This is a genomic window from Allobosea sp. (assembly GCF_036675845.1).
GTDB lineage: Bacteria > Pseudomonadota > Alphaproteobacteria > Rhizobiales > Beijerinckiaceae > Allobosea.
In genome coordinates this window covers 1-17576 of record NZ_JAKFED010000212.1, presented here as the reverse complement: position 1 = coordinate 17576, position 17576 = coordinate 1, and the positions used below count along the sequence as shown (strand labels likewise).

Below are 17576 nucleotides of genomic sequence, written 5' to 3'. Positions count from 1 at the left end.
CTGTCGGGGAAGCGCGGCGCGCCCTGATCGGGCGCGAGCTTGAAGAACTGGAACAGGATGCGGCGCTCGTCATGCTCGGCGACGAAGGTGCCGCGGCCCTGGCGGCGGACCACCAGGTTCTCGGCTGCGAGCTCGTCGAGCGCCTTGCGCACCGTGCCCTGGCTGACGCCGATCTCGGCGGCGAGCTGGCCCTCGCTCGGCAGCGCGGCTCCGGGCGCCCAGACGCCATCGACGAGACGGCGCACGAAGATCGCCTTGACCTGGCGATAGAGCGGCCGGAAGCCGAGCGCCTCGGGCATGCCGGTCGCGGCGGGCTGTGCTGCATTTTCCAGCTTGTGCACACTCATATGTCTTATATAAGACTTGGCGACAGGAAGGTCGAGCCCCGATTTCGGCATGGCTGCGAACCAACCGAAGCAACAGCAAGGAGGCCGCAATGAGCAAGCCGCATCTCTTGGTGCACGAGAAGAAGGACACCGCCGGTGTCGTCGTGGTCGAGGGCCTCAAGGCCGGGACCGACATGCTGGGCGTCGTCACCCACGACAACTCCGACTTCCGGCTGACCGCCAAGATGGACATCCCGATCGGCCACAAGGTCGCGCTGAAGGACATCAAGAAGGGCGATACGGTCTGGAAATACGGCCAGGACATCGGCAAGGCCATCGCCAATGTCGGGCAGGGCGAGCATCTTCATGTCCACAACATGAAGACCAAGCGCTGGTGAGCGCAGCCTGCCGCCGTTCCTGAAATTCGGGCTCCCCTTGCGGTCGAGCCCCCAGCCGAGGATTTTCCCATGTCGTCCATCGTCGCCAATTTCGATCTCGTGAAGGGCAAGCTCGGCCGCATCAAGGGCCGCAAGATCGACGCCCCCGAATTCAAGGTTCCGCAGATCAAGCGCCCGAGCGGCCGTTCGCTCGATTCCTTCTTCGGCTGGCGCCGCGAGAACGGCCGGGTCGGCGTGCGCAACCATGTGCTGCTGCTGCCGCTCGACGATCTCTCCAACGCCGCCTGCGAGGCCGTGGCCAACAACGTCAAGGGCACGCTGGCGATCCCGCACGCCTATGGTCGCCTGCAGTTCGGCGAGGATCTCGAGCTGCATTTCCGCACCCTGATCGGCACCGGCTCGAACCCCAACGTCGCGGCCGTCGTCGTCGTCGGCATCGAGGACGGCTGGACCAAGCGGGTCGTCGATGGCATCGCCAAGACCGGCAAGCCGGTGGTCGGCTTCGGCATCGAGGGCAATGGCGATATCGCCACGATCGCGCGCGCTTCCTACGTCGCCAAGGAGTTCGTGCAGTGGGCGACCGAGCTGCAGCGCACCAAGTGCGGCATCGAGGAGCTCTGGGTCTCGACCAAATGCGGTGAATCGGACACGACGACCGGCCTCTCCTCCTGCCCCACCGTCGGCAACATGTACGACAAATGGATCCCGCGCGGCGTCTACGGCGTCTTCGGCGAGACCTCCGAGATCACCGGCGCCGAGCATCTCTGCAAGGCGCGCGCCGCGACGCCGGAGGTCGGAGAGCGCTGGTACAAGATGTGGAAGTCCTATCAGGACGACGTGATCGAGGCCCACAAGACCGACGATCTCTCCGATTCGCAGCCGACCAAGGGCAATATCGCCGGCGGCCTGTCCTCGATCGAGGAGAAGGCGCTCGGCAATCTCGAGAAGATCGGCCGCGAGTGCAAGTTCATCGATATCCTCGAGCCGGCGCAGGCGCCGGCGGCCGGGCCGGGGCTGTATTACATGGACACCTCCTCGGCAGCGGCCGAATGCGTGACCTTGATGGCCGCGGGAGGCTATGTCGTGCACACCTTCCCGACCGGGCAGGGCAATGTCATCGGCAACCCGATCGTGCCGGTCATCAAGATCAGCGGCAACCCGAAGACGATCCGCACCATGCCCGAGCATATCGACGTCGACGTCTCCGGTATCCTGCGCCGCGACATGACGATTCCGCAGGCGGGCGACGCGCTGATCGAGAACATCGTGCGCACCGCCAATGGCCGCCTCACGGCCGCCGAGGCGCTCGGCCATCGCGAGTTCTCGATGACGAAGCTCTACCGGAGCGCGTGAGAGCGGTGGCGGCGTCGGAGCAGCGTGCCGCGAGGGAGGCGCCGCGGGTCGGCCTGCGCGCGCCCTCGCTTGCGCTGCTCGACGCCTATGCCGAGGCGATGCGCGCCGGCTGGTCGCCGAACAATTCGCGCGATGTCACGGCCGAATATCTCGCCCGGATCGAGGACGATCCGGGCGAATTCATCGCCTGGCTGTCGAGGCCCGGCGAGATCATCCGGCTGGCGGACGGGGCGCAGGTGCCGCGCCTTCCGGACCGGCTGCGCTGGATCGTGGCGCTCGACCAGCCCGGCGAACCGCTCGTCGGCAGCATCGGCCTGCGCTGGCAGGACGGTAGCGCCTCCCTGCCGGAGCATGTGCTCGGCCATATCGGCTATACGCTGCTGCCGGCCCATCGCGGCCGCGGCTATGCGACGGCGGGGCTGGCGCTGATGCTCGACGAGGCCCGCGAGGTCGGGCTGTCGCAGGTCGAGATCGTCTGCGACCATGACAACCATCTCTCGCGCCGGGTGATCGAGAAGAATGGCGGAACCCTCGTCGAGAGCTTCGTCAATCCGCGCTACGGCGACGAGCCGCATCTGCGCTTCGTGATAGGGCTCGATTGATGGCGGTACTGACGGGAGAAGCCGAGGGCGGCATTCTGGGCAAGCTTCTGCCCGGCATCGTACTCTCGACAATCGTGGCGATCGCCTCGGTTCTGGCCGAGCCGGTGCTGAAGCAGCTGGCGGGCGGGCGTGTCGGCATCCCGGCCGTCGTCATCGCGCTGCTGATCGGCATGGCGCTGCATCCGCTCGCGAACAACCAGCGCTTCGCGCCGGGCATGGCCTTCTGCGTCAAGAAGCTGCTGCGCTGGGCGATCGCGCTGCTCGGCCTGCGCATCGCGCTCGGCGACATCATCGCGCTTGGCGTCGGCACGGCCGTGCTGGTCGTGGTCTCGATGGCCGTGACCATCGTCTCCGGCTTCCTGTTGGCGCGCCTGCTCGGCCGGGAGATCGGCCTCGGCGCGCTCGGCGGCGTCGCCACCGCGGTCTGCGGCGCCTCGGCGGCGCTCGCCACCGCGACGGTCGTGCCCGATTATCGCGGCAAGGCGGCCGATATCGCCTTCACCGTCATCGCCATGAATGCGCTGGCGACCCTGGCGATGCTGGCCTATCCGCTGCTCTGCGTCTGGCTCGGCCTGTCGGAGCAGCAAACCGGCATCATGCTGGGTGCCACCATCCACGATGTCGCGCAGGTCGTCGGGGCCGGGCAGTCGGTCTCCGACGAAGCGGCCAATGCCGCCGTGATCGTCAAGCTCTTCCGCGTCTTCCTGCTGCTGCCTTCGGTGCTGCTCGTCGGCTGGTGGCTGACGCGCCATGTCGGCGAGCATGGCGAGGCCAAGGTGCCGGTGCCGGTCTTCGCCATCGTCTTCCTCGTCCTGTGCCTGGTGAACAGCGCGCTCGCCACGCAAGCCTCGCTCGCCGACCTCTACGGGCCGATCCGCGACGCCTTGCTCGAAGCCTCGCGCTGGGGTCTCCTGATCGCCATCGCGGCGCTCGGGCTCGGTACCTCGATCGCGGCGATGGCGCGGCTCGGCTGGCGCCATCTCGTCCTGGTCACCGGCACGAGCCTCGTCATCCTCCTGGTCGCGACCGGCGGCCTCATCCTGCTGGGCTGAAGACAGCCGACCGAACGGAAAGCCATGACCGACATCGTCATCACCGAATTCATGGACGAGGCGGCGGTGGCGGCGCTGAAAGCGCGCTACAGCGTGCATCACGATCCCGAGCTGTTCGGCAAGCCGGAGGAACTCGCCCGGCTGGTCGCCACGGCGCCGGCGCTGATCGTGCGCAACCAGACGCAGGTGCGGGGCGATCTGCTGACCGCGGCCGGACAGTTGAAGGTGGTCGGGCGGCTCGGCGTCGGCCTCGACAATATCGACATGGCGGCCTGTGCGGCGCGGGAGATCAAGGTCTTCCCGGCCAATGGCGCCAACAGCCTGTCCGTCGTCGAGTATGTCATCGGCACGGCGATGACGCTGTTGCGCGGCGCCTATTTCGCCAATGCCGCCATGCTGGCCGGTGAATTCCCGAAGACGAAGCTGATCGGCCGCGAGATCGCCGGCAAGCGGCTCGGCCTGGTCGGCTTCGGCGCGATCGCGCGCGACACCGCCAATCATGCCCGGCTGCTCGGCATGAGCGTCGCGGCCTATGATCCTTATGTCCCGGCTGAAGACGTCGCGTGGCAGGCCGCGCAGAAGCTCGAGCTCGACGCATTGCTCGCGACCTCGGACGTGATCTCGATCCATCTGCCGCTGACGCCGGAGACACGCGGCGTGATCGGCGAGGCGGCCTTCGCGAAGATGAAGCCGGATGCGGTGCTGATCAACGCTGCACGCGGCGGGGTGATGGACGAGGCGGCGCTGGTTTCGGCGCTGAAGGGCGGGCGCCTCGCCGGGGCGGCGCTCGACGTCTTCGAGAACGAGCCGCTCAAGGCGGACGGCGCCAAGGTTTTTGCCGGCACGCCGAACCTGATCCTGACCCCGCATATCGCCGGCAATACGATCGAATCCAATGGCCGCGTCTCCGGTCTCGTCGCCGAGCGGGTGATGGCGGCGCTGGAGGGGCGGACATGACGCGGATTTCGCTGGCAGAAGCCGAGAACCGGGTCGCCGGGCTCTTCGTCGAGGCCGGCGCGTCGGCGGCGAATGCCGCCTCGGTCGCGCTGGCGCTGGTGACGGCGGAGGCGGACGGGCTCAAGGGCCATGGCCTGTCGCGCGTGCCGACCTATCTCGCCATGCTGCGCTCCGGCAAGATCGACGGCAAGGCCGTGCCGATCGCCCGCCAGCCGAGGCCCGGCGTGCTGGCGATCGACGCCGCCCATGGCTTCGCCTATCCGGCCATCGACCTCGCGGTGATCGAGCTGCCGGAGCTGGCGCGGCGGCAGGGCGTCGTCGCCGCGCCGATCCGCCGCTCCAACCATTGCGGCGCTGCCGGCTTCCATGTCGAGCGGCTGGCCGAGCAGGGGCTGGTCGCCTTGCTGTTCGCCAATACACCGGGCGCCATGGCGCCCTGGGGCGGGGCGAAGCCGGTGTTCGGCACCAATCCGATCGCCTTCGCCGCGCCGCTCGCCGGCCGCGAGCCTCTGGTCATCGACATGGCGCTATCCAAGGTGGCACGCGGGCCGATCGTGGCGGCGAAGCAGAAGGGCGAGGCCATTCCAGAAGGCTGGGCGCTGGACGCGGCGGGCAAGCCGACGACCGACCCTGCCGCTGCGCTCGCCGGCACGATGGTGCCGCTCGGCGACGCCAAAGGCGCGACGCTCGCCATGATGGTCGAGATTCTCGCCGCCGCGCTGGTCGGCACGCATTTCGCTTTCCAGGCCTCGTCCTTCCTCGACGACAAGGGCGGCCCGCCCGATACCGGCCAACTCATCCTCGCCATCGACCCGGCCGGCATGGGCGGCGGCTGGTTCGACGAGCGCATGCGCCTGCTGGCGCATGCCATCGAGGAGCAGCCGGGGACGCGGCTGCCGGGTGTCCGGCGGCTGGGACTGCGCGCCAAGGCGCGGGCGGAAGGGATCGAGGTCGAGCTCTAATAGCGTGCGTCATGCTCGGGCCTGGCCCGAGCATCTCAGGCAGGATGAGGCACCAACTGGCGCCTTCTCGTCACGAGATTCTCGGGTCTCCGCTACGCTCCGTCCGGGAATGACGGCTCCAGGCCTCAGACGAATTCAAACCGGTCGACGTCGACCAAGCCCTTGTCGGTGATCTTCAGATGCGGGATCACCGGCAGGGTCAGGAAGGCGACCTGCAGGAAGGGCTCGGCCAGCACCACGCCGAGAACTTTCGCCGCCGCGCGCAAGCCCTCCAGGCCGTGGCGGACCTCCTCGAAGGGCCGGTCGCTCATCAGTCCCGCGACGGGGAGGGCAAGCTCGGCCGTGACTTCGCCGGCTTCCGCCACGGCGAAGCCTCCGCCTAGAGCGATCAGCCGGTTCGCGGCCGCCGCCATCGACGGCTCGTCCACACCGACGACGCAGAGGTTGTGGCTGTCATGGCCGACCGATGAAGCGATGGCGCCGTGCCTCATGCCGAAGCCGTGGACGAAGCCGGTTGCGACGCCGCCGTTCCGGCCATGACGTTCGATCACCGTGACCTTGATCGCATCCTGGGCGAGGTCGGGGAGGGCGGCATCGTCCTGTTCCGGCAGGCGCATGGACAGCCGCTGCGTGATGATGCGGCCGGGTACGACGCCGATCACCGGCGTCTCGCCGGGGCGGGCGCGGGCCATGAAATCATCCGGTGTCAGGCGCCGGCTCTTGACGCTGGCGAGGCCGACCGGTGCGACCGCCTTGCGATCGGCGAACAGGGCGTCCTCGACCAGGCGGCCCCCAGCGAAGACATGGCGGACGCGGCAGGCGGCGAGATCCTCCACCAGCACGATGTCGGCGCGCTTGCCGGGGCCGATGAAGCCGCGGTCGAACAGGCCGAAATTGCGGGCGGCCGACAGGCTGGCGATACGATAGGTCGCGAGGATGTCGGCGCCATGGGCGATCGCCGTTCGGATCATGAAGTCGAGATGGCCCTCCTCGGCGATGTCGAGCGGATTGCGGTCATCGGTGCAGAAGGCGAGGAAGGGCGAGACGTCGCGCGTGATCAGCGGGATCAGCGCCTGCAGGTCCTTGGAGACCGAGCCCTCGCGGATCAGGATCGCCATGCCCTTGGCGAGCTTTTCGCGGGCTTCCTCCAGCGTCGTCGTCTCGTGATCGGTGCGGATGCCGGCGGCGAGATAGCCGTTGAGGTCCATGCCGCGCACCAGCGGCGCATGGCCGTCGATATGGCGCTCCGAGAAGGCTTCGAGCTTGGCGAGACAACCGGGATCGCGGTGCAGCACGCCCGGAAAATTCATGAACTCGGCCAGGCCGATGACCTTGGGGTGGTCCATGAACGGCGTCAGGTCGCCGGCTGCCAGCGCGGCGCCGGCAGTCTCCAGATGCGTCGCCGGCACGCAGCTCGAAAGCTGGACGCGCAAATCCATCCGCATCGCCTGCGCACATTCCAGGAAATAGCGGATGCCGGCGCTGCCCAGCACATTGGCGATCTCATGCGGATCGCAGATCGCGGTGGTGACGCCATGCGGCAGGACGCAACGCTCGAATTCGAGCGGCGTCACCAGCGAGGATTCGACATGGAGATGCGTGTCGATGAAGCCAGGCACCGCGATCAGGCCGCTGGCGTCGAAGACGTTCCGGCCCTCATAGCGCCCGTAGGTGCCGACGATTGCATCGCCGCAGAGCGCGATGTCGGTCTCGATGAGCTCGCCGCCGACGAGGTCGAGCAGCCTTGCGCCCCGGATGACGAGGTCGGCCGGCTCGTCGCCGCGGCCCTGGGCGATCCGGCGGGCGAGGGTGGCGGCGTCGATCATGATCGGGCACTCCGCATGCGGTTCGGCTTGGCGGCATCATCTCGCCGGCCTAGACAGGCGCTGTCCAGTCGCCTCTTGCGGAGACCATCATGCAGCTCACCTGGTTCGGCCACTCGGCCTTTCGTCTCGACCTGCCCCAGGCCTCGATCCTGATCGACCCGTTCTTCACCGGCAACCCGGCCTTCGAGGGCGATGCGGTGGCTGCGGCCAAGGGCGTCAGCCATGTCGTCATCACCCATGGCCATGGCGACCATGTCGGCGATGCGCTCAGCATCGCCGAGGCCAATGATGCGACCGTAATCAGCAATTACGATCTTTGCATGCATCTGGCCTCGAAGGGCTTGAAGAAATTCGAGCCGATGAACACCGGCGGCACGGTCGATCTCGGCGCCTTCTCGGTCAGCCTGGTCCGGGCCGATCATTCGGCCGGCATGGGCGAGGCCGGCGTCGTCGTGCCGGTCGGCAACGCCAACGGCGTCATCATCAGGGTGGCGGGCGAAAGGACGCTCTGGCACATGGGCGATACCGACATCTTCTCCGACATGGCGCTGATCGCCGAACTGCACGGCGTCGAGATCTGCATCTGCCCGATCGGCGACCGTTTCACCATGGGCGCCAAAGCGGCGGCGCTGGCGATGACCCGTTTCGTCAAGCCGAAGCTGGCGATCCCCTGCCATTACGGTTCGTTCCCGATCATCGCCAGGGATGCGGCGGCTTTCGTCGAAGGCTTGAAGGGCAGCGACGTCCGCGCCCTGGTGCCGGAGAAGGGCAAGGCGGTCGCGGTCTGACTGCCCAGCCGTCAGTATTGATTGAAGGTTGCGGCACTGGCGCGCTATACGCCTCGCAACCATTCCGGCGCCGAGCGCCGATCCTTTCAGGAGCCCGCCCATGTCGGTCGACGCCGCCACCGTCAAACGCGTCGCGCATCTTTCGCGCATCGCCGTCGAGGACGCGGATGTCGCGAAGCTGCAAGGCGAGCTCAACGCCATTCTCGGCTTCGTCGAGCAGCTCAACGAGGTCGATATCGCAGGCGTCGAGCCAATGACCTCGGTGACGCCGATGGCGATGAAGAAGCGCCAGGACGTCGTCACTGACGGCGAAATCGCGACGGCGATCGTCGCCAACGCGCCGCTTTCCGAGGACGATTATTTCATGGTGCCGAAGGTGATCGAGTAGGGCGCTCGCACGCGCTCGCCGTCATCGCGAGCGCAGCGAAGCGATCCAGCCCTCGCGCTCCGGCGCCCTTGGATTGCTTCGTCGCTTCGCTCCTCGAAATGACGAAATGCCCGACAGAACCGTTTCCGGATTAGACATCGTGACCGATCTCACCCGCCTGACCCTGACCGAAGCCCGCGACGGGCTGAAGGCCAAGAGCTTCTCCGCCACCGAGCTCGCCAAGGCCCATATCGCGGCAGTCGAGGGCGCGCGCGCGCTCAATGCCTATGTGCTGGAGACGCCGGAGCACGCCCTGAAGCAGGCCGCCGCCTCCGATGCCCGGCTGGCGAAGGGTGAGGCAGGCGCGCTGGAAGGCCTGCCGCTCGGCATCAAAGACCTGTTCGCGACGGAAGGCGTGCGCACTACCGCCTGCTCGAAGATCCTCGGCAATTTCGTGCCGGCCTATGAATCGACCGTCTCGAGCCAGCTCTGGCGCGACGGCGCAGTGATGCTCGGCAAGCTCAACAATGACGAGTTCGCCATGGGTTCGTCGAACGAGACCTCGGCCTTCGGGCCGGTGGTCAATCCCTGGCGGCGCCAGGGTTCCAATGTAGGAATGGGCTCGAATGTCGGCGCCGGTGCCGCGGGTGCGGTCGAGGGCAACCATCTCGTGCCGGGCGGCTCCTCGGGCGGCTCGGCTGCGGCGGTCGCTGCCGATCTCTGCCTTGCCGCGACGGCGACCGATACCGGCGGCTCGATCCGCCAGCCCGCTGCCTTCACCGGCACGGTCGGCATCAAGCCGACCTATGGCCGCTGCTCGCGCTGGGGCGTCGTCGCCTTCGCCTCCTCGCTCGACCAGGCCGGACCGATCGGCAAGAGCGTGCGCGACTGCGCCGTGATGCTGCGTTCCATGGCCGGGCATGATCCGAAGGACACGACCTCGGCCGATCTGCCGGTGCCGGATTACGAGGCCGCTGTCGGCCGTTCGATCAAGGGCATGAAGATCGGCATTCCGAAGGAATACCATATCGACGGAATCTCCCCGGAGATCGAGGCGCTCTGGCAGCAGGGCATCGCCTGGCTGAAGGCGGCCGGCGCCGAGATCGTCGAGATCTCGCTGCCGCACACCAAATACGCGCTGCCGGCCTATTACATCGTCGCGCCGGCGGAAGCCTCGTCGAACCTCGCCCGCTATGACGGCGTGCGCTACGGCCTGCGCGCGCCGGGCCGCGACATCGTCGAAATGTACGAGAAGACCCGGGCCGAAGGTTTCGGCGCAGAGGTCAAGCGCCGCATCATGATCGGCACCTATGTGCTGTCCTCGGGCTATTACGACGCCTATTACCTGCGCGCCCAGAAGGTCCGCACGCTGATCAAGCGCGATTTCGAGCAGGCCTATGCCAGCGGCATCGACGCCGTGCTGACGCCCGCCACCCCATCAGCGGCTTTCGGCATCGGCGAGAAGGGCTCTGCCGATCCGGTCGAGATGTATCTCAACGACATCTTCACGGTGACGGTGAACATGGCCGGCCTGCCGGGCCTTGCCGTGCCGGCCGGCCTGGACAGCCAGGGGCTGCCGCTCGGCCTGCAGCTGATCGGCCGGCCCTTCGACGAGGAGACGCTGTTCTCGCTCGGACAGGTGATCGAGCAGGCGGCCGGGCGCTTCCCGGTCGGCCAGCGCTGGTGGGCCTGATCAGGGTCTCCCTGCGGTCGCCCGGGACGACCCGCGCCCGAAAAGCGTTCGCGCCGCGTGATCGGTCGCATTCCGATTCCTGATTTCTCCGCCGCTGCGACGGGTGGCAGTCTCTCCTCAACCTTACCGGGTCCGGAGAACCGTCATGCCGAGCTATCCCTACGAGACCGTCGACGTCTTCACCGACCGCCGCTTCGGCGGCAACCAGCTCGCGGTCTTCACCGATGCGCGCGGGATGTCGGATGCCGAGATGCAGGCGCTCGCGGCGGAGATGAACTATAGCGAGACGACCTTCGTGCTGCCGCCGGACGACCCGGCCAACACGGCGCGCGTCCGCATCTTCCACCGCACCGCCGAGATGCCCTTCGCCGGCCATCCCAATGTCGGCACGGCCTGCGTGCTCGCCGGCCATGGCCGCGACCGCGACGGCATCCTGCTGTTCGAGGAACTGGCCGGCCTCGTCGAGGTCCGGGTGGCGCGCGACGGGCAGGGCCGGGTGACGGGCGCGACCATCGCCGCGCCGCAGCCGCTTTCGCTCGGGCTGACCCTGCCGGCCGATGCGATCGCCGCCTGCGCCGGGCTGGCGCCTGAGGATATTATCGTCAGCCGCCACCAGCCGCAGCAGGCCTCGGTCGGTGTCCAGTTCGTGCTGGTCGAGGTCAAGCCGGAGGCGCTGACCCGTGCGACGCCCGACATCGGCGCCTATCGCCGGCTCGAGCGGGCCAATCCGGCGCTCGAGGGTCGTCTGTCGCTGTTCTTCTATGCGAGGGACGGCGGCAATGCTCGCGCCCGGATGTTCGCGCCGCTGGCCGGGACCTGGGAAGACCCGGCGACCGGCAGCGCCAGCGCGACCTTGGCGGCGCTGATGCTGTCGCTCAGCGGCGAGGACAGCCTCGCCTTCGACATCACCCAAGGCGTGGAGATGGGCCGGCCGAGCCTGCTGCACGTCGCAGCGAAGCGGCAAGGCGAGGAAATCCGCGCGACGGTCGGCGGCGGCTGCGTGCCGATGCTGCGCGGCGAGGCGGTGCTCTGACGGGGACGCGTCGTGCTCGGGCTCGACCCGAGCATCTCGGGCCGGCCGAAGCTCCGGTCGGTGCCAAGCCGTCACGAGATACTCGCCCTCAGGAGATTCTCGGGTCTGCGCTCCGCTTCGCCCGAGAATGACGGCGAGGGTAATCTCGTTTCAACTATCGAGCCCGAGTTCCTTGCGCAGCTTCCGCGTCAACCCGGCCGCGACCAGCCGGTGGCTTTCGCGCAGATAGTCGCGAAAGGCGTCGTCCGGCAGGCTCTCATCGGAGAAGCGCTGGATCCACTTCATGCCGCGCGAGGCGAGATAGGGCGCCGGGCGGCAGCCGGGAGCATCGCGCAGCATCTCATAGGCGATGGGCGAGCATTTGAACGAAACGAACAGCGCGCCATCGGCATCGTCGCGGCCGAGCGCGAAGACCTTGCCGCCGACCTTCCAGACATCGGCGCCGCCCCATTGCACGACATGGCTGGTCGCCGGCAGGCCGGCGCAGAAGGCGTTGTACTCGTCGAGCGTCATTCGTCGGATGCCATGGGCCGGGTCAGAAGCCTTCCGCGTCGATGCCGTGGCGCTTCGCCGCCGCGACGATCTGCGACCAGGTCTCGTCGTCGAGCGGGATGCCGTCGCGACCGCGCTCGATCCTTGTGGCGCGCTCCTTGTCGCCGGGGGCCAGGACCGGGGCGGCCGGATCCTGCGGGGCCGCCGCGCGCACGAAGGCAAGATAGCTCTCGATGCGCTTGCGGCGCAGGGCGGCGTCGGGCTCCAGCCTGGCCGGGTCGATCAGCACGCCGAAGAGCGAGTTGATGATCCAGCTGCGATTCGGCTTCTCGTCGATGCGGGCGGCGCCCATCAGCCCGGCCGAGAGCAGCTCGGCGATCAGCGAGAGCCCGGCGCCCTTGTGGTCGCCGAAGGGCAGCAGGGCACCGAGCGGCAGGTCGGGGATGGCATGTTGGAAGACGTGCTTGGGATCGGTCGTCGGGCGGCCTTCGCCGTCGATGATGTAGCCCTCCGGCACCGGCACGCCCTTGTTGAGCGCGACGCGAGCCTTGCCATGGGCCATGCGGCTGGTGGCGAAGTCGAGGATGATCGGCTCGGCGTCGGGGACCGGGATGCCGATCGCATGCGGATTGGTGCCGAAGCGCGCCTGCTTGGCGGCGTGCGGCGCGACGATCGGCGGGCGGCCGGCGACATTGACCCAGAACAGCGAGATCAGCCCGGCCGCGGCCGCGATCTCGGCATAATGGCCGATGCGGCCGATATGGTGGGCATCGAGCAGGTTGAGAATGGCGACGCCGCCGGCCTGCGCGATGGCGATGCCGCGCTCCACCGCATCGCGGGCGGTCGGCTGGCCGAGCGCGACATTGCCGTCGGCGATCAGGAACGGCCCGGCCTCGATCCGGATCGAGAGTTTCGATTCGGGCTTCAGATTGCCGTCGGCGAGCGAGTTGAAATAGAGCGGCAGCATGCCGACGCCGTGGCTGTCATGGCCGCTGAGATTGGCGAGCACGAGATGCTCGGCGGTTTCCCGGGCCTCGGCCTCGCTCCAGCCGGCGGCGGCGATCATGGCGGTGGTGAGGGAGCGGAGCGCTTCGGGCCGGTGCAGGCGATAGGTCATGGCGGCTTTTTTTATCGAGGCTCAAGAATGGGCGGAGCCGCCAGAGTGCACGGGCGGCCCCGCCGCGCAATGGACCGGGTGAAATAGCGGCGCTGCGCCGGCGCATCTCGACGTTGCGCTTACCAATCCTTATGTTGCGGGTTGCAATCCTGTTTTCACCGGACCTTGAATCCGGTCGAGGAGGGACGAGGGATGTTCTCGATACCGGGCCTGAAAGTCGTCTCGCTGACCGATGCCGCCGCGGCGCGCATCCGCGAGATCATGGCGCAATCCGCCGATGACGGCGCCGATGCGCCGGCGCTCGGCCTGCGCGTCGGCGTCAAGAAGGGCGGCTGCGCCGGCATGGAATACACCTTCGAGGTGGCGCGTGAAGCCAGCAAGGGCGACGAGATCGTCACCGAGAAGGGCGCCACCGTGGTCGTCGACGGCAAGGCGGTGCTGTTCCTGCTCGGGACCGAGCTGGATTTCCGGACGGACCGTTTCTCCTCGACCTTCGTCTTCAACAACCCGAACCAGGTCTCGGCCTGCGGCTGCGGCGAATCGGTCGAGATCAAGCCGCGAGCCGAGAACGCGCTCGCGGCACAATAGCGCCGGGCCTGCGCGCCGGGCTGCCGCTCAGGCGACCTTCGCCGCGTCCATCACCGCCTCTTCGGTGACCGTCCGGTTCCGGCCGTCGCGCTTGGCCTGCATCAGGGCGCTGTCGGCGCGTTCGACGATCGAGCCGACGGTGTCGCCGCGATGGTAGACCGAGACGCCGAGCGAGATGGTGATGCGGCCGAGATTCTCGTTGGTCGAGCGTTTGACCAGCTCGCGCGTCAGCAGCGCCTGACGCACGGTCTCCGCTCCGAACTTGCCGGCGGTGACGTCGGCATCGGGCAGGATGATGGCGAACTCCTCGCCGCCGAAGCGCGTGATCACCGCCTTGTCCTTGAACTTGTCCTTCATGGTCCGCGCCACCAGGCGCAGCACCTGGTCGCCGGTGAGGTGGCCATGCGTGTCGTTGAAATGCTTGAAGAAGTCGATATCGGCCATGACCAGGGCGAAGGGCTCGCGCCGCAAGGTGGCCTGGTCGATCGCCTTCTGCAGCATCTCCTCGAAATGGCGCCGGTTGGCGAGCCCGGTCAGCGGGTCGGTCAGCGCCTCGACCCGGGTCGATTCCAGCGCCTCGCGCAGATTGCGGATCTCGTGGGCGCTTTCGCGGAGCTGGGATTCGAGCTGGGTCTTGCGCGTGACCTCTTCCCGGGTGGAGAGCACCAGCGCCTCGACCCATTCGCGCAGTCGCTGGCGGTCGGCGGAAGGAGGCACCTCATCGGACATGGCACAGAGGCGGCCATGATACTTTTCGCTGGAAGCCAGGGTCTGATCGACCAGGGCCATCATGCTGTCGATCTCGCCCAGGACCTGCAGGCTGGTGCGCTCGGCCTGGCGCGACAGGCGCTGCGTGCCGATGAAGCGCTCATAGAGCGTGTCGATGTCGGCGACGCCGACCTCGCCCTGGCTGGCGGCGATGACCGCGTTCATCGCCAGGCTGAGCGCGGGAATCTCGCCGCTGAGATGGGCGTACCAGACTTCGAAAGCGCGCGGGTAGCCAGGCGAATAGTGCTGCCGCATCGCGGCAACCACGCGCTCCGCGAGATCGTGCGCCTGCGGCGCCGTCGCCTGGTCGAAACTCATGACACTTGTCCCCCGCCGGGCGACCAGTCGACGAACGACGCTGGCCGGCCCTGCAATCAACCGAAGCGGGACATCCTGTCCGGGTCTGGCTGGAACAAGCTTCCCGCCGGATGCCGACTATCGCCGGCATCCAACCTCAAGGCCGAACGTTAGGGCATCGAGGGTTAAGGCAAGGTTGCAGCGCCGGAATCTGCCGTTACGGCGCAAGGCGTCTCGACGAAGACTTCACTCTGCGCGGACGGAGCGCAGCATGAAGGCCGGGACGTGGTCGCCGAGGCCCTTGACCTTCGGATCGTCGTCATGCTCGTCGCGGCGCGGGGTGCGCGGCCGTTCGCCACCCCGGCGCGGGGCGTGATCGGGGGCGGGGACGGCGGGCACGGAGGAGGCCGAGACAGGCTCGCGGCGTGGCTGGCGCTCGCGCGGCGGGGCGGCTTCGCGCGCCACTTCGGCATCGGCTTTCGGCTCGCTGCGCGGCGATCTGCCGTCGCGTCCGCTGCGCGGCGCCCGGCCGCCTCTGCGTTCCTCGCCACGGCGTCCGCGACGTTCCTCGCGCGGCTCGCCAGCGGGCAGCGCGTCGAGTCCCGGGCCTTCCCATTCGATCTTGTTGCCGGTCAGCTTCTCGATCGCGGCGACGAGCTTCTCGTCATGGCGCGTGACGATGGTGAAGGAAGCGCCTTCGCGGCCGGCGCGGCCGGTACGGCCGATGCGGTGGACATAGTCCTCGGCATGGGTCGGCACGTCGAAGTTGAAGACATGGCTGACGGCGGGGATGTCGAGGCCGCGGGCCGCGACATCGCTCGCCACCAGGATCGGGAACTCGCCGGTGCGGAAGGATTCGAGCGCCGCCATGCGGGCGTACTGATCCATGTCGCCATGCAGGGCGACGGCCGGGAAACCGTGCGTCTGCAGGGATTTGTGCAGCGTTGCTACATCACGCTTGCGATTGCAGAAGACGATGGCGTTCTGCAGGTCGCGGGCTTCGCGAATGAGTTTCCGCAGCGTCTCGCGCTTATCGTAGTCCTGGCTGTTGGAAGCGATCAGGCGCTGGGTGATGGTGGTCGCCGCCGTCGCCGGGCGGGAAGCCTCGATGCGGATCGGATTGTGCAGGAATTGCTCGCTGATCCGGGTGATCTCGGGCGGCATGGTCGCGGTGAAGAACAGCGTCTGGCGGGTGAAGGGGACGAGCTTGCAGACGCGCTCGATGTCGGGAATGAAGCCCATGTCGAGCATGCGGTCGGCCTCGTCGATGACGAGCAGCTCGACGCCGGTGAGCAGGAGCTTGCCGCGCTCGACATGGTCGAGCAGGCGGCCCGGCGTCGCGATCAGCACGTCGACGCCGCGGGTGATCTTGGCGTCCTGGTCGCCGAAGGAGACGCCGCCGATCAGCAGGGCAACCGAGAGCTTCTGGTTGACGCCGTAGCGGGTGAAGTTCTCCTCGACCTGGGCGGCGAGCTCGCGCGTCGGCTCGAGGATGAGGGTGCGCGGCATCCTGGCGCGGGCGCGGCCGTTCTCCAGGATGGTCAGCATCGGCAGCGTGAAGGCCGCGGTCTTGCCCGTGCCGGTCTGGGCGATGCCGAGAACGTCTTTTCGGGCCAGGACATGCGGAATGGCCTGGGCCTGGATGGGCGTAGGCGTCGTGTAGCCAGCGGTGGTGACGGCCGTCAGAACTTTATCGCTCAGGCCAAGTTCGGCGAAGGACATCGAGGGTTGCGCTTCTTCAAGGTCGGTGACACGTGGCGGGATGACCGATCGACCGCGACGGTGGCGCGACTTTGCTTGCCTGCGCGCCTTCGGACGTCCGTGCAATGCAGAAAAAGCAGGGCAAAGTCAACATTCTAGCGAGGTTGGGCGATGATGAGCGCGAGAAGCATGGCAGTTCCCGAGGCATTGGTCCTGATCCCGGGGCTGAATTGCACCGCCGCGCTCTATGCGCCGCAATGGCCGGCACTGGCGCCTGGCCGCCCGATCCTTGTCGCCGAGAACGCCCGCGACGAGAGCATTGGCGCGATCGCGGAACGGCTGCTGGCGGCGGCTCCGGAGCGATTTGCGCTCTGCGGGCTGTCGATGGGCGGTTATGTCGCCTTCGAGGTGATGCGGCGCGCGCCGGAGCGCGTGACGCGGCTCGCCTTGCTCGACACCAGCGCCGGGCCGGCGACGCCGGTGACCAATCAGCCGCGCGAGCAGATGATCGCGCTGGCCGAGAAGGGCGCCTTCGACAACGTAACCACCCTGCTGTGGCAGAAGCTGGTGGCGCCGGCGCGGCTCGCCGACGAGGGGCTGCGGCTCGAGGTGCGCCAGATGGCCGAGGAGATCGGTGCCGCCGGCTTCGTCCGCCAGCAGCGGGCGATCATGGGACGGGTCGATTCGCGGCCGGGCCTGCCCGTCATCACGATCCCGAGCCTCGTCGTCGTCGGTGCCGAGGACGAGATTACACCGCCGGGCGAGGCGAGGGCGATCACCGCCGGGATCGGCGCTTCGGCGCGCTACCTGGAAATCCCGGGATGCGGCCATCTCTCGACGCTGGAAGCGCCGGCGATCGTGACGGAGGCGCTGCTCGACTGGCTCGGCTGAGGCTTAGAGCCGGCGCGTGCTTCAGCGCTGCACGGCGCAGGGGTCGAGCCTGGTCTCGCCGGCGCGCTTTACGATCGAGCCGGTGACGAGCGGGTCGATGACCTGGCCCCTGGCGGCGGCGGAGGCGACCTGCCGCAGCCCGTCGCGGTCGAGATGCGCCGTCTGGTAGGAGACGAAATTGGCTGCGACGACCGAGAGGAAGGCGATCGCCGCGCCGGCTTTGGCGATGTCGGCGACCATCGTGCCGCGCTCGCTGCGCAGAAAGGCCATGACGAGGCGCATCGCGCTCTCCGTGAAAGAAGACATGGCGTCAGACGCCGACAGGCAAAGCATGCGCCCGCGGCTGTAAAAACTTGGTTAGCGAA

At 68.0% G+C, this 17576-nt stretch carries 19 protein-coding genes; 12 read left to right on the top strand and 7 right to left on the bottom strand.

Annotated elements, in window-relative coordinates; genetic code table 11:
- On the bottom strand, window positions 1–341 hold a 341-nt coding region (locus tag V6M56_RS22240), incomplete at its 3' end, for a GntR family transcriptional regulator (protein ID WP_442881212.1).
- Between the two features lie 95 nt (window positions 342–436).
- On the opposite strand from V6M56_RS22240, the gene V6M56_RS22235 reads away from it, so the two are divergent.
- The 6 genes from V6M56_RS22235 to V6M56_RS22210 all read left to right on the top strand — a co-directional run bounded on the left by V6M56_RS22235 (window position 437) and on the right by V6M56_RS22210 (window position 5650).
- Complete coding sequence (locus tag V6M56_RS22235; protein ID WP_332687183.1) at window positions 437–724, top strand: UxaA family hydrolase; 288 nt, start codon at window positions 437–439, stop codon at window positions 722–724.
- Between the two features lie 69 nt (window positions 725–793).
- Window positions 794–2077 carry a UxaA family hydrolase gene (locus V6M56_RS22230; protein ID WP_332687181.1) on the top strand — a complete coding sequence of 428 codons (1284 nt, stop codon included), beginning with the start codon at window positions 794–796 and terminating at the stop codon, window positions 2075–2077.
- 5 nt (window positions 2078–2082) lie between these two features.
- Window positions 2083–2679, top strand: coding sequence for a GNAT family N-acetyltransferase (locus V6M56_RS22225; RefSeq protein WP_332687179.1), 597 nt, complete (start codon window positions 2083–2085; stop codon window positions 2677–2679).
- Window positions 2679–3731, top strand: a complete 1053-nt coding sequence (locus V6M56_RS22220; RefSeq protein WP_332687177.1) for a YeiH family protein — start codon at window positions 2679–2681, stop codon at window positions 3729–3731. The genes V6M56_RS22225 and V6M56_RS22220 overlap by 1 nt, the downstream gene beginning before the upstream one ends.
- Window positions 3732–3755: 24 nt before the next feature.
- Window positions 3756–4688, top strand: a complete 933-nt coding sequence (locus tag V6M56_RS22215; protein ID WP_332687175.1) for a hydroxyacid dehydrogenase — start codon at window positions 3756–3758, stop codon at window positions 4686–4688.
- Entirely contained in the window at window positions 4685–5650 is a 966-nt protein-coding gene (locus V6M56_RS22210; RefSeq protein WP_332687173.1) for an Ldh family oxidoreductase, read from the top strand. Before V6M56_RS22215 ends, V6M56_RS22210 begins: the two co-directional genes overlap by 4 nt.
- Window positions 5651–5775: 125 nt before the next feature.
- On the opposite strand, the gene ade is transcribed toward V6M56_RS22210, so the two are convergent.
- Window positions 5776–7476 carry an adenine deaminase gene (ade, locus tag V6M56_RS22205; RefSeq protein ID WP_332687171.1) on the bottom strand — a complete coding sequence of 567 codons (1701 nt, stop codon included), beginning with the start codon at window positions 7474–7476 and terminating at the stop codon, window positions 5776–5778.
- Window positions 7477–7565: 89 nt separating this feature from the next.
- On the opposite strand from ade, the gene V6M56_RS22200 reads away from it, so the two are divergent.
- From V6M56_RS22200 to V6M56_RS22185, 4 genes are all read left to right on the top strand, one after another.
- Window positions 7566–8264, top strand: coding sequence for a metal-dependent hydrolase (locus V6M56_RS22200; protein ID WP_332687169.1), 699 nt, complete (start codon window positions 7566–7568; stop codon window positions 8262–8264).
- A gap of 100 nt (window positions 8265–8364) precedes the next feature.
- Entirely contained in the window at window positions 8365–8652 is a 288-nt protein-coding gene (gene gatC / locus V6M56_RS22195) for an Asp-tRNA(Asn)/Glu-tRNA(Gln) amidotransferase subunit GatC (protein WP_332687167.1), read from the top strand.
- A gap of 139 nt (window positions 8653–8791) precedes the next feature.
- Complete coding sequence (locus V6M56_RS22190; protein WP_332687165.1) at window positions 8792–10324, top strand: amidase; 1533 nt, start codon at window positions 8792–8794, stop codon at window positions 10322–10324.
- Between the two features lie 145 nt (window positions 10325–10469).
- Window positions 10470–11357, top strand: coding sequence for a PhzF family phenazine biosynthesis protein (locus V6M56_RS22185; protein WP_332687163.1), 888 nt, complete (start codon window positions 10470–10472; stop codon window positions 11355–11357).
- Between the two features lie 150 nt (window positions 11358–11507).
- Here the strand turns inward: V6M56_RS22185 and V6M56_RS22180 are convergent, their stop codons facing one another.
- Window positions 11508–11870, bottom strand: coding sequence for an MmcQ/YjbR family DNA-binding protein (locus V6M56_RS22180; protein ID WP_332687161.1), 363 nt, complete (start codon window positions 11868–11870; stop codon window positions 11508–11510).
- A gap of 22 nt (window positions 11871–11892) precedes the next feature.
- On the bottom strand, window positions 11893–12966 hold the full coding sequence (locus V6M56_RS22175) for a malate/lactate/ureidoglycolate dehydrogenase (RefSeq protein ID WP_332687159.1): 1074 nt from the start codon (window positions 12964–12966) through the stop codon (window positions 11893–11895).
- 192 nt (window positions 12967–13158) lie between these two features.
- On the opposite strand from V6M56_RS22175, the gene V6M56_RS22170 reads away from it, so the two are divergent.
- Entirely contained in the window at window positions 13159–13554 is a 396-nt protein-coding gene (locus V6M56_RS22170; RefSeq protein ID WP_332687157.1) for a HesB/IscA family protein, read from the top strand.
- A gap of 27 nt (window positions 13555–13581) precedes the next feature.
- Here the strand turns inward: V6M56_RS22170 and V6M56_RS22165 are convergent, their stop codons facing one another.
- Window positions 13582–14640 carry a GGDEF domain-containing protein gene (locus tag V6M56_RS22165; RefSeq protein WP_332687155.1) on the bottom strand — a complete coding sequence of 353 codons (1059 nt, stop codon included), beginning with the start codon at window positions 14638–14640 and terminating at the stop codon, window positions 13582–13584.
- A gap of 225 nt (window positions 14641–14865) precedes the next feature.
- A complete protein-coding gene (locus tag V6M56_RS22160) occupies window positions 14866–16341 on the bottom strand; it encodes a DEAD/DEAH box helicase (protein WP_332687153.1) in 1476 nt (491 codons plus the stop codon).
- 168 nt (window positions 16342–16509) lie between these two features.
- On the opposite strand from V6M56_RS22160, the gene V6M56_RS22155 reads away from it, so the two are divergent.
- The gene (locus tag V6M56_RS22155) at window positions 16510–17211 is read left to right on the top strand and encodes an alpha/beta fold hydrolase (protein ID WP_332687151.1); all 702 of its coding nucleotides are present in this window, start codon (window positions 16510–16512) and stop codon (window positions 17209–17211) included.
- Between the two features lie 21 nt (window positions 17212–17232).
- Here the strand turns inward: V6M56_RS22155 and V6M56_RS22150 are convergent, their stop codons facing one another.
- Window positions 17233–17493: a hypothetical protein gene (locus V6M56_RS22150; RefSeq protein WP_332687149.1), complete on the bottom strand. Its 261-nt coding sequence runs from the start codon at window positions 17491–17493 to the stop codon at window positions 17233–17235.
- Window positions 17494–17576: the final 83 nt, after the last annotated feature.

Excerpts from the sequence above, each read along its gene's own strand:
- V6M56_RS22235 (WP_332687183.1), top strand. The coding sequence starts at position 437 with ATGAGCAAGCCGCATCTCTTGGTGCACGAGAAGAAGGACACCGCCGGT.
- V6M56_RS22230 (WP_332687181.1), top strand. The coding sequence starts at position 794 with ATGTCGTCCATCGTCGCCAATTTCGATCTCGTGAAGGGCAAGCTCGGC.
- V6M56_RS22220 (WP_332687177.1), top strand. The coding sequence starts at position 2,679 with ATGGCGGTACTGACGGGAGAAGCCGAGGGCGGCATTCTGGGCAAGCTT.
- V6M56_RS22215 (WP_332687175.1), top strand. The coding sequence starts at position 3,756 with ATGACCGACATCGTCATCACCGAATTCATGGACGAGGCGGCGGTGGCG.
- V6M56_RS22210 (WP_332687173.1), top strand. The coding sequence starts at position 4,685 with ATGACGCGGATTTCGCTGGCAGAAGCCGAGAACCGGGTCGCCGGGCTC.
- ade (WP_332687171.1), bottom strand. The coding sequence starts at position 7,476 with ATGATCGACGCCGCCACCCTCGCCCGCCGGATCGCCCAGGGCCGCGGC.
- V6M56_RS22200 (WP_332687169.1), top strand. The coding sequence starts at position 7,566 with ATGCAGCTCACCTGGTTCGGCCACTCGGCCTTTCGTCTCGACCTGCCC.
- gatC (WP_332687167.1), top strand. The coding sequence starts at position 8,365 with ATGTCGGTCGACGCCGCCACCGTCAAACGCGTCGCGCATCTTTCGCGC.
- V6M56_RS22185 (WP_332687163.1), top strand. The coding sequence starts at position 10,470 with ATGCCGAGCTATCCCTACGAGACCGTCGACGTCTTCACCGACCGCCGC.
- V6M56_RS22180 (WP_332687161.1), bottom strand. The coding sequence starts at position 11,870 with ATGACGCTCGACGAGTACAACGCCTTCTGCGCCGGCCTGCCGGCGACC.
- V6M56_RS22175 (WP_332687159.1), bottom strand. The coding sequence starts at position 12,966 with ATGACCTATCGCCTGCACCGGCCCGAAGCGCTCCGCTCCCTCACCACC.
- V6M56_RS22170 (WP_332687157.1), top strand. The coding sequence starts at position 13,159 with ATGTTCTCGATACCGGGCCTGAAAGTCGTCTCGCTGACCGATGCCGCC.
- V6M56_RS22165 (WP_332687155.1), bottom strand. The coding sequence starts at position 14,640 with ATGAGTTTCGACCAGGCGACGGCGCCGCAGGCGCACGATCTCGCGGAG.
- V6M56_RS22160 (WP_332687153.1), bottom strand. The coding sequence starts at position 16,341 with ATGTCCTTCGCCGAACTTGGCCTGAGCGATAAAGTTCTGACGGCCGTC.
- V6M56_RS22155 (WP_332687151.1), top strand. The coding sequence starts at position 16,510 with ATGGCAGTTCCCGAGGCATTGGTCCTGATCCCGGGGCTGAATTGCACC.
- V6M56_RS22150 (WP_332687149.1), bottom strand. The coding sequence starts at position 17,493 with ATGCGCCTCGTCATGGCCTTTCTGCGCAGCGAGCGCGGCACGATGGTC.